We start from the raw sequence: 13637 nt of genomic DNA on the forward strand, positions 1-13637 counted from the left end.
GCTCGGCCGGCGGAGTGGGCGGCGAGAGATCTGGGCGAGGGTGCGTGCGTGGGGTCGGGAGACGTCGGCGTCAGCGACAACACAGCGAGAGGATCACGAGGTCAACTCTAGCCCGGCGGCGCTCGGCCTGTCACGATGACGATGGCGCGGGCCGGATGCCCCGTGCCGCATCCCGCACGCGATGCGGCGTTCTCCCAGCCGCATGCGTTCGTATGGTTCTGACGTCCCCTCGACGTCGACGCGATTCTCCCCGCCGTCGGCGTCCCGAACCGAGAGAGGCCCGCGTGAGCGCGACCCCGCCCATCCCCCCGAAGGCGAAGCAGCAGGCGAAGCAGCAGAGCATCAAGGAGCAGCGCGCCGCCGAGCGCCAGCGCAAGCTCGAGGAGTTCCGCAAGAAGGAGGCGCGGGCCAAGCGCAATCGCAAGATCGTGCTGTGGTCGAGCATCACCGGCGGCGTCGCCGTGATCGCGCTGCTGGTCACCGCGATCGTGCTCACCCCCCAGCCGGCCAGTTACGGCGCGGGCGGCGACGGCGCCTCGATCGAGGGCGTCGAGACGTTCGAGAACGGCGCGGGCCACGTCGAGGGCGTCGTCGACTACGCGCAGACCCCGCCCGCCGGCGGCGAGCACAACCAGGTGTGGCTGAACTGCGGCGTCTACGAGCAGCCCGTGCCGAACGAGAACGCCGTCCACTCCCTCGAGCACGGCGCGATCTGGGTCACCTACGACGCCGCGAAGCTCTCGGACGACGAGCTCGCGACGCTGAAGTCGAAGCTGCCGTCGAGCTACGTCGTGCTGTCGCCGTTCGAGGGGCTGCCCTCCCCCATCGTGCTGAGCGGCTGGAACACCCAGCTCAAGCTCGACGACGCCGACGACCCGCGCATCGCCGACTTCTTCGAGGAGTACTGGCAGAGCCGGAACGTCCCCGAGCCGGGCGCACTGTGCACCGGCGCGTTCGACGCACCCGGCAAGGTGTCGTGACCGCACTCGACACCGCGACGGGCTCCTCGCCCGCGCCGACCGCTGCGACGCCGTCGCAACCGCCCCGGCGCGGCCGCGGCGGTCGCCTCGCGGTCGCGGTCGTGGCCGTGCTCGGCGTCGTCGTCGTGGCGATCGCCGCCTTCTCGATCGGCCGCCTCTCGACGCTCGCCGAGCCGACGCCGACCACGACGAGCGCCGAGGCCGGCTTCGCCCGCGACATGCAGGTGCACCACCAGCAGGGCGTCGAGCTCGCGATGATCGTGCGCGACGCGACCTCCGACGACGAGGTGCGACTGCTGGCCTACGACATCGCGACGACGCAGGCGCAGCAGGCCGGGCAGATGTACGGCTGGCTCGCGAGCTGGGGGCTTCCGCAGGCGGGCCGCGAACCGTCGATGACGTGGATGACCCGTGCCGCGCCCGGCGACGACGCGCACGGCACGCACGGGGGCACCGACGGCGCCGCCGCGCATGAGCCCGGCGCACCCATGCCCGGGCTCGCGACGCCCGAGCAGGTCGCCGAACTCCGTACGCTCTCCGGAGTCGAGGCCGAGGTGCGGTTCCTCGAGCTCATGATCGCCCACCACCAGGGGGCCGTCGACATGGCCGAGGCCGTGCTCGACCGCTCCTCGACCGAGGTGGTCGTCGCGCTCGCGCAGTCGATCGTCGACAGCCAGACGAGCGAGATCGAGCTCATGGAGTCGATGCTCGAGGAACGCGCCGCCGCTCCCGCGGTCGAGTAGCGAAGCGTATCGAGCCCTCGTCACGAGGTCTCGACACGCTCCTTCGTCCGCGACCCGACCACCGGCGGGGGCGTCATTCGACCGCCGGCGCCCGCCGCCGATTCGAGTCGGATCAGGGCTCGAGCACGCCCGCGCCCTCGACCGGGCGCTCCTCCTGCTGGCGGTAGAGCGAGGCGTACACGCCGCCCGCGTCGACGAGGTCGGCGTGCGTGCCGCGCTCGACGATGCGCCCGGCGACCACCACGAAGATGACGTCGGCGGCGACCACGGTCGAGAGCCGGTGCGCGATCGCGATCGTGGTGCGCCCGCGCGCCGCGTCGTCGAGGGCCTGCTGCACCACCCGCTCGGAGATCGTGTCGAGCGCGCTCGTCGCCTCGTCGAGCACGAGCACCGCCGGGTCCTTCAGGAGGACCCGGGCGATCGCGATGCGCTGCTTCTCGCCGCCCGAGAGGCGATAGCCGCGTTCGCCCACGACCGTGTCGTAGCCGTCGGGGAAGGAGGCGATCGTGTCGTGGATGTTGGCGGCGCGCGCGGCCGCCTCGAGCTCGGCGTCGGTGGCGCCCGGCTTCGCGTAGCGGAGGTTCTCGGCGATCGACGCGTGGAACAGGTAGGTCTCCTGGCTGACGATGCCGATGTGCGACATCAGCGACTCCTGCTTCAGGTCGCGCACGTCGACGCCGGCGAAGCGCACGGTGCCGCTCGTCGCCTCGTAGAGGCGCGGCACGAGGTACGACACCGTCGTCTTGCCGGCCCCGCTCGGCCCGACGAAGGCCGCGAAGCGGCCGGGCTCGATGGTGAAGCTGACCCCGTCGAGCGTCGGGCGCGACTCGTCGTCGGCATCGGGATAGCGGAACGACACCTCGTCGAACTCGACCCGGCCGAGCGCCCCGCCCGCGGGCACCTCGACGCTGCCGTCCGCGTCGGGCGCGTCGCCCAGCTCGACCGGCACCTCGCGCGCGTCGGGCGCATCCGTGATCGTCGGGCGCAGGTCGAGGTACTCGAAGATGCGGGCGAACAGCGCGCGCGAGGTCTGCAGGTCGAGGGCGACGCGCATGAGCCCCATGAGCGGGAACAGCAGCCGCGCCTGCACGGTCGTGAACGCGACGATGGTGCCGGCGGTGAGCCCCGCGGTGCCGCCCGCGATGAGCCAGCCCGCCACGAGGTACACGATCGCCGGGATCGACGACATGAAGATGTTCACCATCGCGAAGAACCACTGCCCGGTCATCTGCTGCTTGACCTGCAGCCGGATCTGGTTGCGGTTCTCGTCGGCGTAGCGCTCGATCTCGCTCTGCTGCCGCGTGAAGCTCTTCGACAGCAGGATCCCCGACACGCTCAGCGTCTCCTGCGTGATCGCCGTCATCTCCGACAGCGACTCCTGCGTCTTGCCGGCGATGCGCGCCCGCACCTGCCCGACCCTGCGCTGCGCGATCACCATGAACGGCATCAGCACGAGGGCGATGAGGGTCAGCTGCCAGTTCAGCAGGAGCATGGCGATGAACGCCGAGATGACCGTGACCGTGTTGCCGAGCACGCTCGACACGGTGTTCGTGAGCACGCCCGCGACGCCGCCCACGTCGTTCTGGAGGCGCGACTGGATGACGCCCGTCTTCGTGCGGGTGAAGAAGCTCAGCTCCATCGCCTGCAGGTGGCTGAACAGCCGCACCCTGAGCGAGCCCATCACCTTGTTGCCGATCGTCGCGGTGAGCCACGTCTGCCAGACGCCGAGCAGCGCCGACACCACGAAGACCGCGATCATCGCGAGCACGAGCGCCGTGAGCACCGGCACGTTCGGCGGGGATGCCTCGCCGCCCGCGCCGGTCGGGAAGAGCCCGTCGTCGAAGGCGCGCTGGGTGAGCAGCGGCGGGATCACGCTGAGCGCCGCACCGACGAGCACGAGCACGACCGTCGTGATGAGCGCCGTCCGGTGAGGGGCGAACAGCTCGGCGATGCGCCGCAGGAGGTGCGGGATCTTGGGCGCCTCGGCATTGGCCGCCCGCTGCGCCGACTCGTCGGACGAGGCGATGCGCGTGCGCGCCTTGCCGTACCGGCCGACCTGCGCTCCTCCGCCACCCCCGCCGTGCATGCTCATGTTTTCACCCTACGACCGCCGCCTCCCGCGGTCGGCGCCGTTCGCCCCCGGCGCAGCCGCGGGCGAGCGCGCCACGAGCGAGCAGCATGGATGCCGCGTGGCCGGCCACGCGGCATCCGGCTCCCCCGCCCGCCCTGGGTCAGCCCTTGGTCGAGCCTGCGAGCAGGCCGCGCACGAAGTAGCGCTGCAGGCTGAAGAACACGATGAGCGGCACGACGAGCGAGATGAACGCCGCGGCCGTGAGGCGCTGCCAGGTCTGGCCCCGCTGGCCCGCGAGCTCGGCGAGCCGCTGCGTGAGCGGCGCGACGTCGGCGGTGCCGCCCGAGAACACCAGGGCCACGAGCAGGTCGTTCCACACCCAGAGGAACTGGAAGATCGCGAACGACGCGAGGATCGGCACCGAGAGCGGCACGACGATGCGGAGGAAGATCTGGCCGTGGGTCGCCCCGTCGACCCGCGCGGCCTCCATCAACTCGCGCGGGATCTCGGAGATGAAGTTGTGCAGCAGGAAGATCGCGAGCGGGAGCCCGAAGATCGTGTGCGCGATCCACACCTGCACGTAGGTCTCGTCGGGGATGATCGGGATGATGTCGTGCAGCCACTCCTGCGCCGGCTTCAACGTCGAGGTGAAGATCTGCAGCAGCGGGATGAGCGCCATCTGCAGGGGCACGATCTGCAGCGCGAAGATGATGATGAACACCCACTCCGCGAACGGGAACTTGATCCAGGCGAGCGCGTAGGCCGCCATGGCGGCGAGCACCGTCGCGAAGACGACGACCGGGATCGTGATCGCGAGCGAGTTCACGAAGTACGAGCCGAGCTGCGGGGCCGAGGAGGACGCCGACAGCAGCACTTCGCTGTAGTTGTCGAGGGTCCAGCCCCAGTTCTCGAAGGCCGTCCACCAGCCGGTGGTGTTGATGAGCTCGGCCGGGCGGAACGACGAGACCAGCAGGCCGAAGGTCGGCAGCGTCCAGAGCACGGTGATGAGGATGGCGAACACCGTCGCCGGGCGCGAGGTCAGCCGGCGCTTCACCCGCTGCGCCTTCGTGCCGTCGAGGTTGTAGCCACGGCGGGCGGCGGAGTCGAGCTCCTTCACGATCGCCTTGTCGGTCGATCCGGTGGTCTGACTCATCGAATCTCCTTCTGCTTTCGAAGCACTCGGATGTTGTAGACGACGACCGGCACGACGAGCAGGAACAGCACGAGCGCGAGTGCCGCGCCACGACCCGGCTCCGCCGCGCGGAACGCCTGGGTGTACATCTCGTTCGCGATGACGCTCGTGTTGAAGTTGCCGCCCGTCATGACGCGCACGATGTCGAAGACCTTGAGCGTCGCGATCGTGATGGTCGTGACGACCACCACGAGCCCGCCTCGGATGCCCGGCAGCGTCACGTTCCTGAACCGCTGCCAGTTCGTCGCCCCGTCGAGCTCGGCCGCCTCGAGCTGCTCGGCCGGGATGCCCTTGATCGAGGCCGACAGCACCACGACCGCGAAGCCGGTCTGCACCCAGATCATCACGATGATGAGCAGGAGCGTGTTGACGAACGGCTCCTGGAGCCACAGCACCGGCTCGCCGCCGAACCAGATCACGACCTGGTTCAGCAGGCCGATCTGCGGGCGACTCGACGGGCGGTACTCGTAGATGAACTTCCAGATGATGCCGGCGCCCACGAACGAGATCGCGACGGGCATGAACACGAGCGACTTGTAGATGCGCTCACCGCGGGAGCGGTCGATGAACACGGCGTAGGCGAGGCCGATGCCCGTCGACACCGTCGGCACGAGCACGACCCAGAGGATCGTGTTGCCGAGGGTCAGCAGCGCCTCGGGCTGCGTGAACATCCAGACGTAGTTGTCGACGCCGACGAAGTCGCCGGCGCGGTTGGTGAACGAGGTGAACGCGGTGCGCACCGCGGGATACAGCAGGCCCACCGCGAGCAGGAGGCACGCGGGGGCGAGGAAGAGCACGAGCTGATACCAGTCGCGACCGCGCTTGGGGGCGCGATCGATGAGGAACAGGATCAGCCCGATGACGGCCGCGAAGACCGCGAGCCCGAGCAGGATCTGGAAGATCTTGCCGATCAGGTCGGCTGTGGTCACGTCGAGGGCCTCCGATCGCAGGCGGAATCAGATGAGCCGGCACACCGCGCGGCGAGGTGGGATGGGAGACCCCGGGGCCGCGCGCGGCGCGGCCCCGGGGCATCCGTCACTCCTGAGGCCAGCTCGCCTCGATGAAGTCGAGCGTGTCGGCGGTGCTCTTGCCGCCGATCCAGTCGACCATGCCCGTCCAGAACGTGCCCGAGCCCACCGCGGCCGGCATCACGTCGGAGCCGTCGAAGCGGAAGGTCGTGTTCGGGTCCTGGAGGAGCTCCACCGACGCCTTCAGCAGCTCGCTGCCGGCGTTCTCGGGGTCGAGTCCGGTGTTCGCGCTGATCACGCCGCCGAGGCTCACCCGCGAGTTGGCCCATTCGGGGCTCGACAGGTAGGTCTGCACCGCGACGACCTCGTCGGCGTCGGAGAACGCCGCGACGATCTCACCGCCGCCCGTGACCGCGTTGGCGCCGGCCTCGGTGCCGGGCATCATGAACGCCCACACGTCGCCGTCCTCGGCGACCGTCGTGCCCTCGGGCCAGAAGCCCTCGTAGAACGAGGCCTGGTGGTGCATCGCGCACGCGCCGTCCATGATCGGCAGTCCGGCGTCGCCGAAGTCGGTCGTGGCGATCGAGCGAACGTCGCCCAGCCCGCCGTTCACGTTGGCGTCGTCGCGGATGAAGCCGTCGACCGCGTCGAACGCCTCGGCGATCGCCGGGTCGTTGAACGGGATCTCGTGCGTCGTCCACTGGTCGTAGACGTCAGCGCCCGACTGGCGGAGCACCATGTCCTCCACCCAGTCGGTGCCGGGCCAGCCGGTGGCCGCGCCCGAGGCGAAGCCGACGCACCAGGGCTTGTCGACCGCACCCGACTCGCGCACCTCGGTGGTGAGCGTCGCGAGGTCGTCGAGCGTCTCGGGGACCTCCCAGCCGTTCTCCTCGAACATCGCGGGCGAGTACCAGATCCACCCCTTGATGTTCGCCATCAGCGGGGCGCCGTACAGGGTGCCGTCGACGGTGCCGTAGGCCGCCCAGTCCTCCGACCAGTACTCGGCCACGTTGTCGGCGACCGCCTGCGGCGCCTCGAGGAGGTCGCCCTGCTGGGCGAGGCGGGCGATGAGGCCCGGCTGCGGGGTGATGCCGAGGTCGGGCGGGTTGCCGCCCTCGATGCGCACGTTCAGCTGCTCTTCGTACTGGTCGGAGCCCTCGTACACGATGTCGATGCCCGTGCAGTTCTCGAAGTCGGCCCAGGACTGGTTCAGCAGTTCGGCCTCGGGGTCGAGGATGGTGCCGTAGACATCGACCTCGGTGCCGTCTTCGAAGCTGCCGTAGCTCTCGTAGGGCCCGCAGTCGCCGGTGGCGGACTCCTCGTTCGCGATGTCGCCCGTGCAGGCCGTGAGTGTGAGACCGACCGCTGCGGCCACCACGACGGGGGCCATCAGACGGCGATGCCGTGTGAATCTCATGTCATCTCCTCGTTGAGTGTGGTGCAGGGCGGAGCCGGGAACCGGTTCCAGACCCCACGGTAGGCCAGCGGTGCGGGCGACCACAAGGGAGCCCGGGTCACGAATCAGTCACCGAAGCGGGCAGCCGGGTTCGCGGTCGGAGAGCGCTCCCACGATTCGCGCCGCGAATCCGCCGGAACCGGTTCCATCCTCGGTCGGTCTGCCGCTAGGCTCGGCTCCGGAACTGCCCGACGGAGGGGGTTGCGCATGGCGGCCATCGGCGATGTCGCGCGCCTGGCGGGGGTCTCGAAGGCCACCGCCTCCCGAGCGCTCTCCGGGGGCGGCCACGTCGCCGACGAGACCCGTCGCAGGGTCGAGGCTGCGGCATCCGAGATCGGCTACATCGCCTCGCCCGCGGCCGCGAGCCTCGTCACCGGCCGCACGATGAACGTCGGCGTGGTGATCCCGATCGTCAACCGCTGGTTCTTCGGCGAGGTGCTCGAGGGCATCGAGCGCGCGCTGCTCTCGGCCGGCTACGACCTCACCCTCTACAACGTGGGCGACGACGGCCCCGAGCGCGACCGGGTGTTCGAGTTCTTCCTCGCGCGCAAGCGCGTCGACGCGGTCATCGCGGTCGGGGTCGACCTCGCCGAGCACGAGGCCGCCGGGCTCGCACGCAGCGAGAAGCCCCTGGTGTGCCTCGGCGGGCGAGGCGCCGTCGACGCCCGGCTCGCGATCGACGACCGCGCCGTGGGTACGCTCGCGACCGAGCACCTGCTGCGCCTCGGCCACACCCGCATCGCGCACCTCGCGGGGCCCGACGCGGCCGCCGAGCCGGGCAGTGTGCAGGGCGAGCGGCTGCGTGGCTACCTCGACGCGCTCGCCGCCGCAGGGCTCGTCCCCGGCGAGGGCCACGTCGTCGAGGCCGACACGACGATGCCGGCCGGATGCACCGGGGCGCTGCAGCTGCTCGGCCAGCCCGGGCCCCGCCCGACCGCCCTGTTCGCCGCCTCCGACGAGATGGCGTTCGGTGCGATGATCGCCGCCGAGCGACTCGGCATCGCGGTGCCAGGCGAGCTCTCGGTGATCGGGGTCGACGGGCACGAGTACGCCGAGATGTTCGGCCTCACCACGATCGAGCAGGCGCCGGGCGAGCAGGGGCGCCTCGCGGTCGACGCGGTGCTGCGCCTGCTCGGCGACGGCGAGGTCGCCGACCCCCTGCCCGACTCGGGCGCGCCGCTGCCGACCCGGCTCGTGGTGCGTTCGAGCACGACCGCACCGCCGCGCGGCTGAGCCGCCCCGCCGGGCATCGCCCGGCAGGAGCGCTCGCGAGTGGTCTCAGGCGGCGTCGCCCACCGTGATCGCCTCGGCCTCGCGCTCGGACGCCTCGGAGGCCCCGGCGTCGCCCTCCACCCGGTCGACCCGGCGAAGCGCGCGGTGCCCGAGCACCACGATGAGCGCCGCGACGAGCACCGAGCCCGCGGCCGCGTAGTACGGCGCCGACGGCGAGATGAGGTGCGCGAGCTCGGCCGCGGCAGGCGGGGCGAGGGCGCCGCCCAGGAACCGCACCGCAGAGTACGCGCTCGACGCCACGGAGCGCTGGAGGTCGGTCGCCTCCATCACGCACTCGGTGAGCACCGTGTTGAGCACGCCCAGCACGAGCCCGCCGACGACGATGCAGACGACGAGCGCGGTCGAGTCCTCGATGAGGAGGCCTGCGGCGACGAGGTCGAGCGAGAGCAGCGGCAGCGCGATCCACAGCACGCGGGTGCGCGGCATCCTCGCCGTGAGCAGCGGCGCGACGAACACCGAGGTGATCGCGAGCGCGACGCCCCAGCCGAAGAAGGTGAAGCCGAGCCCGAGCGCATCGAAGCCGAGCGGGAACGGCGAGTACGCCAGCAGCACGAAGAAGCCGATGTTGTAGAACAGCGCCGCGGCGGCGAGCACGGCGAGCGCCGGCTGGCGCAGCGCGCGCAGCGGCGCCGACAGCCGGGTCGGTTCGGGTCGCGTGCCCGGGGCATCCGCATCGTCCTTCAGGAACACGAGGATCGCGATCACGCCGATCGCCATGAGCGCCGCAGTGCCGAAGAACGGACCGCGCCAGCTGAGGTGGCCGAGGAGGCCGCCGAGCAGCGGCCCGACGGCGATGCCGAGACCGAGCGCGGCCTCGTAGAGGATGATCGCCGAACCCGAGCCGCCCGCCGCGGCGCCGACGATCGTCGCGAGCGCGGTCGAGATGAACAGGGCGTTGCCGAGGCCCCAGCCGGCGCGGAAGCCGATGATCGACTCGACGTTCTGCGAGAGTCCGGCGGCCGCCGCGAACACCACGATGATGCCGAGGCCGATGAGCAGCGTCTTCTTCGCGCCGATGCGGCTCGAGATCCAGCTGGTGCCGAGCATCGCGAGTCCCGTGACGAGCAGGTAGCTCGTGAAGAGCATCTCGGTCTCGGTCGGCGTCGCCTCGAGGCTCTCGGCGATCGCGGGGAGGATCGGGTCGACGAGGCCGATGCCCATGAACGCGATCACGCACGAGAAGGCGACCGCCCAGACGGCCTTCGGCTGCTTCAGGATCGACGCGGAGGTCTCGTGGGCGTGCGCGGTCACGCGATCGCCCCGGTGCGCGCGGCGTCGTCGGCCCGCTCGATGCGTGTGCGGATGAGGGCGACGGCGCTCGCGAGCGTCTCGCGCTCGTCGTGCGAGAGGTCGTCGAAGTAGGGCGCCATGGCCCCGACGAGCTCGTCGCGCCACGCGTCGAGCGCCGCGAGGCCGCGCGGGTCGGCCGAGATGAGCCAGGCGCGTGCGTCGCCGGCATCGGCGATGCGGCGGACCCAGCCGCGGTCGTCGAGCGCGTGCACGAGCTTCGTCATGGTGGGCTGGCTGACCCGGCTGACGCGGGCGAGCTCGCCGAGGCGCATGGGGCCGAGGTCGCGCAGCACCGCGAGGGTGCGCCAGACGGCGGGCGACTCGGTCGACGAGGTCGAGGCGGCGGCGAGGCGGGTGAGTCGGTGGTTCACCGAGACCAGGCCCCCGATGAGGTCGGTGAGGTCGGCGTGGCCGGAAGATTGCATAGCTCAACTATATAGCTGAGCTATCCAATTTGCGACCCGGCACCGTTTCAGGAAATGGTGCGCGGCGCGGCGCGGCGCCCCGAGAACGACGGATGCCCCGTGGCCGTGGGCCACGGGGCATCCGTGTCGTTCAGGTGACGCAGGTCACCTCAAGCTTCGAACCCGCTCGCGCGGGCGCGAATTACTTGAGGGTGACGGTCGCGCCGGCCTCCTCGAGGGCGGCCTTCGCCTTCTCGGCGGTCTCCTTGTTCGCGCCCTCGAGCACGGCCTTGGGAGCACCGTCGACGACGGCCTTGGCCTCGCCGAGGCCGAGCGAGGTGAGCTCGCGGACGGTCTTGATGACCTGGATCTTCTTGTCGCCGGCAGCCTCGAGGATGACGTCGAAGGAGTCCTTCTCCTCAGCCTCTTCAGCAGCGCCCGCGCCACCGGCAGCGCCGGCAACGGCGACGGGAGCGGCCGCGGTGACCTCGAACTTCTCCTCGAACGCCTTCACGAACTCGCTGAGCTCGACAAGCGTGAGACCTGCGAACTGCTCGAGCAGCTCTTCGGTGGTGAGCTTCGCCATGATGTATCTCCTAATAGATGGGGTTGTAACGAGTCCGTCGGGCGCTTACGCGGCCTCGGCGGTCTCCAGCTTTTCGCGAAGCGCGTCGATGGTGGCGGCAGCCTTGCCCATCGTCGCCTTCATCATGCCCGCAGCCTTCGCAAGCAGAACCTCGCGGCTCTCGAGCGAGGCGTACTTGTTGACCTCGTCGGCGTCGAGGGTCTTGCCCTCGAAAACGCCGCCCTTGATCACAAGGTTCGGGTTCGCCTTGGCGAAGTCACGCACGGCCTTGGCAGTGGCGACGAAGTCACCGTGCACGAAGGCGACGGCGGACGGGCCGGTGAGGCTTTCGTCCAGCGTCGAGATGCCGGCCTTGTTGGCGGCGATCTTGGTCAGCGTGTTCTTCACCACGGCGTAGTTCGCGTCCTGACGGATGGTGTTGCGCAGCTGCTTGAGCTGTGCAACCGTCAGGCCGCGGTATTCGGTCAGCAGAACGGCGGCCGAGCTCTCGAACAGGTTCGTGAGTTCGGCAACCGAGGCTTCCTTGTTCGCCATGGCCACTCCTTGTGTACTCAACGCGCATCGCGGAGGCGATGCACGGCCTGGAGCGCTGGAAGCAATGGGGAGAAAGAAAAAAGCTCCGGCGCAGTTGCGCGGAGCTCGGCCCGATCTCTCGGAAAGTCTTCGTCACACCTGCGCGGGCCCTTGCTTTCGCAAGACTTCGGTCGCATTCGCTCGTTTTCACGAGCGCGCACGACAACCAGCGGTCTTCGGCTCCGTCAAGAGTAGCGGATGCCCCGGGCTCCGCCAAATCGACGCCGGACCGCGCCGCACGGCCGGCCCGGCGATCGCGGTGGGAATAGTTGACCGATGTCGACAGTTGACGAATGCAACGACTTTCTCTATAGTTGATTTCGATCAACTACTTATGCAAGGAACTTCTGTGACCTCCACGCTTCCGAACGACCTCGAGACGGCGACTCGTACGCCTCGGCAGGTCTTCACCGCCCTCTCGGGCCTCATCATGGGCATGTTCGTCGCCGTGCTCTCGGGCACGGTCGTCTCGACCTCGATGCCCGTCATCATCGCCGACCTCGGCGGCGACCAGTCGGCCTACACCTGGGTCATCACCGCGAGCCTGCTCGCGACCGCCGTGTCGACCCCGATCTGGGGCAAGCTCGCCGACCTCGTCGACCGCAAGATGCTGCTGCAGATCGCGCTCGGCCTCTTCGTCGTCGGCACGGTCGTCGCCGGCTTCTCGCAGTCGACCGGCATGCTCATCGCCGTGCGCGTCGTGCAGGGCCTCGGCGCGGGCGGCCTCATGTCGCTCGTCATGATCGCGGTCGCCCTCATCATCTCGCCGCGCGAGCGCGGCAAGTACATGGGCGTCGTCGGCGGCATCATGGCACTCGCCACCATCGGCGGCCCGCTGCTCGGCGGCGTCATCACCGACGCCTTCGGCTGGCGCGCCAACTTCTTCATCGGCGTGCCCTTCGCGATCGCCGCGATCATCCTCATCCAGCGCACGCTGCACCTGCCGAAGCCCAACCGCGAGCGCGTGAAGATCGACTACCTCGGCGCGATCCTCCTCACCGTCGGCGTCTCGCTCCTCCTCATCTGGGTGTCGATGGGCGGCAACCAGTTCGAGTGGAACTCGATCGAGAGCTTCGTCATCATCGGCGTCTCCGCCGCGGCGATCATCGGCTTCATCGTCACCGAGTTCCTCGTCGAGGAGCCGATCGTGCCGATGACCCTCTTCACGAACCGCACCTTCACCCTGTCGGTGATCGCGTCGATCTCGATCGGCGTGGCGATGTTCGCGACGAGCGTCTTCCTCGCGCAGTACTTCCAGCTCGCGCGCGGCGCGACCCCGACCGAGTCGGGCCTCATGACCATCCCGATGATCGTCGGCCAGATGGGCGCCTCCATCGGCATCGGCGCGCTCGTCAGCCGCTTCGGCAAGTGGAAGGGCTGGATGCTCCTCGGCTCGGTGCTGACCCTCGCCGGCGTGAGCCTCATGACCACGCTCCGCTACGACACCGACTTCACGCTCGTCTCGATCTACATGTTCGTGCTCGGCGCCGGTCTCGGCATGATCATGCAGAACCTCACACTCATCGTGCAGAACGACACCCCCGCCTCGCAGCTCGGCGCGGCGAGCTCGAACGTGAACTTCTTCCGCTCGATCGCGGGCACGATCGGCGTGACCGTCATGGGCTCGGTGCTCGCCACCCAGGTGACGACGCACATCACCGACGGGCTCTCGAAGTTCACCCCGACCTCGGCCGACGAGGTCGACGCGCTGAAGTCGCTCGCGAGCGGCTCGCTGCCGAAGGTCTCCGAGCTGCCCGACACGATCCGCGTGATCGTCGAGGGCTCGTACGGCCACGGCATCGCCGACGTGTTCATCATCGCGATCCCGCTCGCGGTCATCAGCCTCATCGCGATCGCGTTCCTGCCGAACAAGCCCCTGTCGACGAAGAACGCGGCGCAGACGCTGGCCGAGGAGGCCGAGCAGGTCGCGATCGACCTCGCCGAGGCCGAGATCGCGGCGCCGGTCACCTCGTCGATCCAGCTCGTCGACGGTTCGGATGCCACGGGCGGCCGCCGCGACGAGGCATCCGCCCGCGATGCCGGGGCCGAGGCTGCGGGCGCCCGCAAGTAGCATGAGCGTC

Annotated in this window: 12 protein-coding genes; 4 read left to right on the forward strand and 8 right to left on the reverse strand. The window is 69.8% G+C overall.

Annotation, left to right across the window (positions count from 1 at the left end; genetic code table 11):
• The first annotated feature begins 284 nt into the window (after positions 1-284).
• Both ACFVSL_RS03230 and ACFVSL_RS03235 read left to right on the forward strand, forming a co-directional pair.
• The gene (locus ACFVSL_RS03230; RefSeq protein WP_386938439.1) at positions 285-980 is read left to right on the forward strand and encodes a DUF3105 domain-containing protein; all 696 of its coding nucleotides are present in this window, start codon (positions 285-287) and stop codon (positions 978-980) included.
• Entirely contained in the window at positions 977-1723 is a 747-nt protein-coding gene (locus ACFVSL_RS03235; RefSeq protein ID WP_386938441.1) for a DUF305 domain-containing protein, read from the forward strand. The genes ACFVSL_RS03230 and ACFVSL_RS03235 overlap by 4 nt, the downstream gene beginning before the upstream one ends.
• A gap of 112 nt (positions 1724-1835) precedes the next feature.
• Here the strand turns inward: ACFVSL_RS03235 and ACFVSL_RS03240 are convergent, their stop codons facing one another.
• From ACFVSL_RS03240 to ACFVSL_RS03255, 4 genes are all read right to left on the reverse strand, one after another.
• Positions 1836-3815 carry an ABC transporter ATP-binding protein gene (locus ACFVSL_RS03240; protein ID WP_386938443.1) on the reverse strand — a complete coding sequence of 660 codons (1980 nt, stop codon included), beginning with the start codon at positions 3813-3815 and terminating at the stop codon, positions 1836-1838.
• 139 nt (positions 3816-3954) lie between these two features.
• On the reverse strand, positions 3955-4947 hold the full coding sequence (locus ACFVSL_RS03245; protein WP_386938445.1) for a carbohydrate ABC transporter permease: 993 nt from the start codon (positions 4945-4947) through the stop codon (positions 3955-3957).
• On the reverse strand, positions 4944-5915 hold the full coding sequence (locus ACFVSL_RS03250) for a carbohydrate ABC transporter permease (protein ID WP_386938447.1): 972 nt from the start codon (positions 5913-5915) through the stop codon (positions 4944-4946). The genes ACFVSL_RS03245 and ACFVSL_RS03250 overlap by 4 nt, the downstream gene beginning before the upstream one ends.
• Positions 5916-6021: 106 nt before the next feature.
• Positions 6022-7371, reverse strand: a complete 1350-nt coding sequence (locus tag ACFVSL_RS03255; RefSeq protein WP_386938449.1) for an ABC transporter substrate-binding protein — start codon at positions 7369-7371, stop codon at positions 6022-6024.
• Positions 7372-7617: 246 nt separating this feature from the next.
• On the opposite strand from ACFVSL_RS03255, the gene ACFVSL_RS03260 reads away from it, so the two are divergent.
• The gene (locus tag ACFVSL_RS03260; protein ID WP_386938451.1) at positions 7618-8643 is read left to right on the forward strand and encodes a LacI family DNA-binding transcriptional regulator; all 1026 of its coding nucleotides are present in this window, start codon (positions 7618-7620) and stop codon (positions 8641-8643) included.
• Positions 8644-8688: 45 nt separating this feature from the next.
• Here ACFVSL_RS03260 and ACFVSL_RS03265 read toward each other — a convergent pair whose 3' ends face one another.
• From ACFVSL_RS03265 to rplJ, 4 genes are all read right to left on the reverse strand, one after another.
• The gene (locus ACFVSL_RS03265) at positions 8689-9954 is read right to left on the reverse strand and encodes an MFS transporter (protein WP_386938453.1); all 1266 of its coding nucleotides are present in this window, start codon (positions 9952-9954) and stop codon (positions 8689-8691) included.
• Positions 9951-10418, reverse strand: a complete 468-nt coding sequence (locus ACFVSL_RS03270) for a MarR family winged helix-turn-helix transcriptional regulator (RefSeq protein WP_386938455.1) — start codon at positions 10416-10418, stop codon at positions 9951-9953. The genes ACFVSL_RS03265 and ACFVSL_RS03270 overlap by 4 nt, the downstream gene beginning before the upstream one ends.
• A gap of 181 nt (positions 10419-10599) precedes the next feature.
• A complete protein-coding gene (gene rplL, locus ACFVSL_RS03275; RefSeq protein WP_022890492.1) occupies positions 10600-10983 on the reverse strand; it encodes a 50S ribosomal protein L7/L12 in 384 nt (127 codons plus the stop codon).
• Positions 10984-11028: 45 nt separating this feature from the next.
• Entirely contained in the window at positions 11029-11517 is a 489-nt protein-coding gene (gene rplJ, locus ACFVSL_RS03280) for a 50S ribosomal protein L10 (RefSeq protein WP_386938458.1), read from the reverse strand.
• Between the two features lie 373 nt (positions 11518-11890).
• Between rplJ and ACFVSL_RS03285 the strand changes: the two genes are divergently transcribed.
• Positions 11891-13627: an MDR family MFS transporter gene (locus tag ACFVSL_RS03285; RefSeq protein WP_386938460.1), complete on the forward strand. Its 1737-nt coding sequence runs from the start codon at positions 11891-11893 to the stop codon at positions 13625-13627.
• Positions 13628-13637 lie beyond the last annotated feature (10 nt).

It is taken from the genome of Agromyces sp. NPDC058064 (assembly GCF_042885275.1).
Classification (GTDB): Bacteria; Actinomycetota; Actinomycetes; order Actinomycetales; family Microbacteriaceae; genus Agromyces.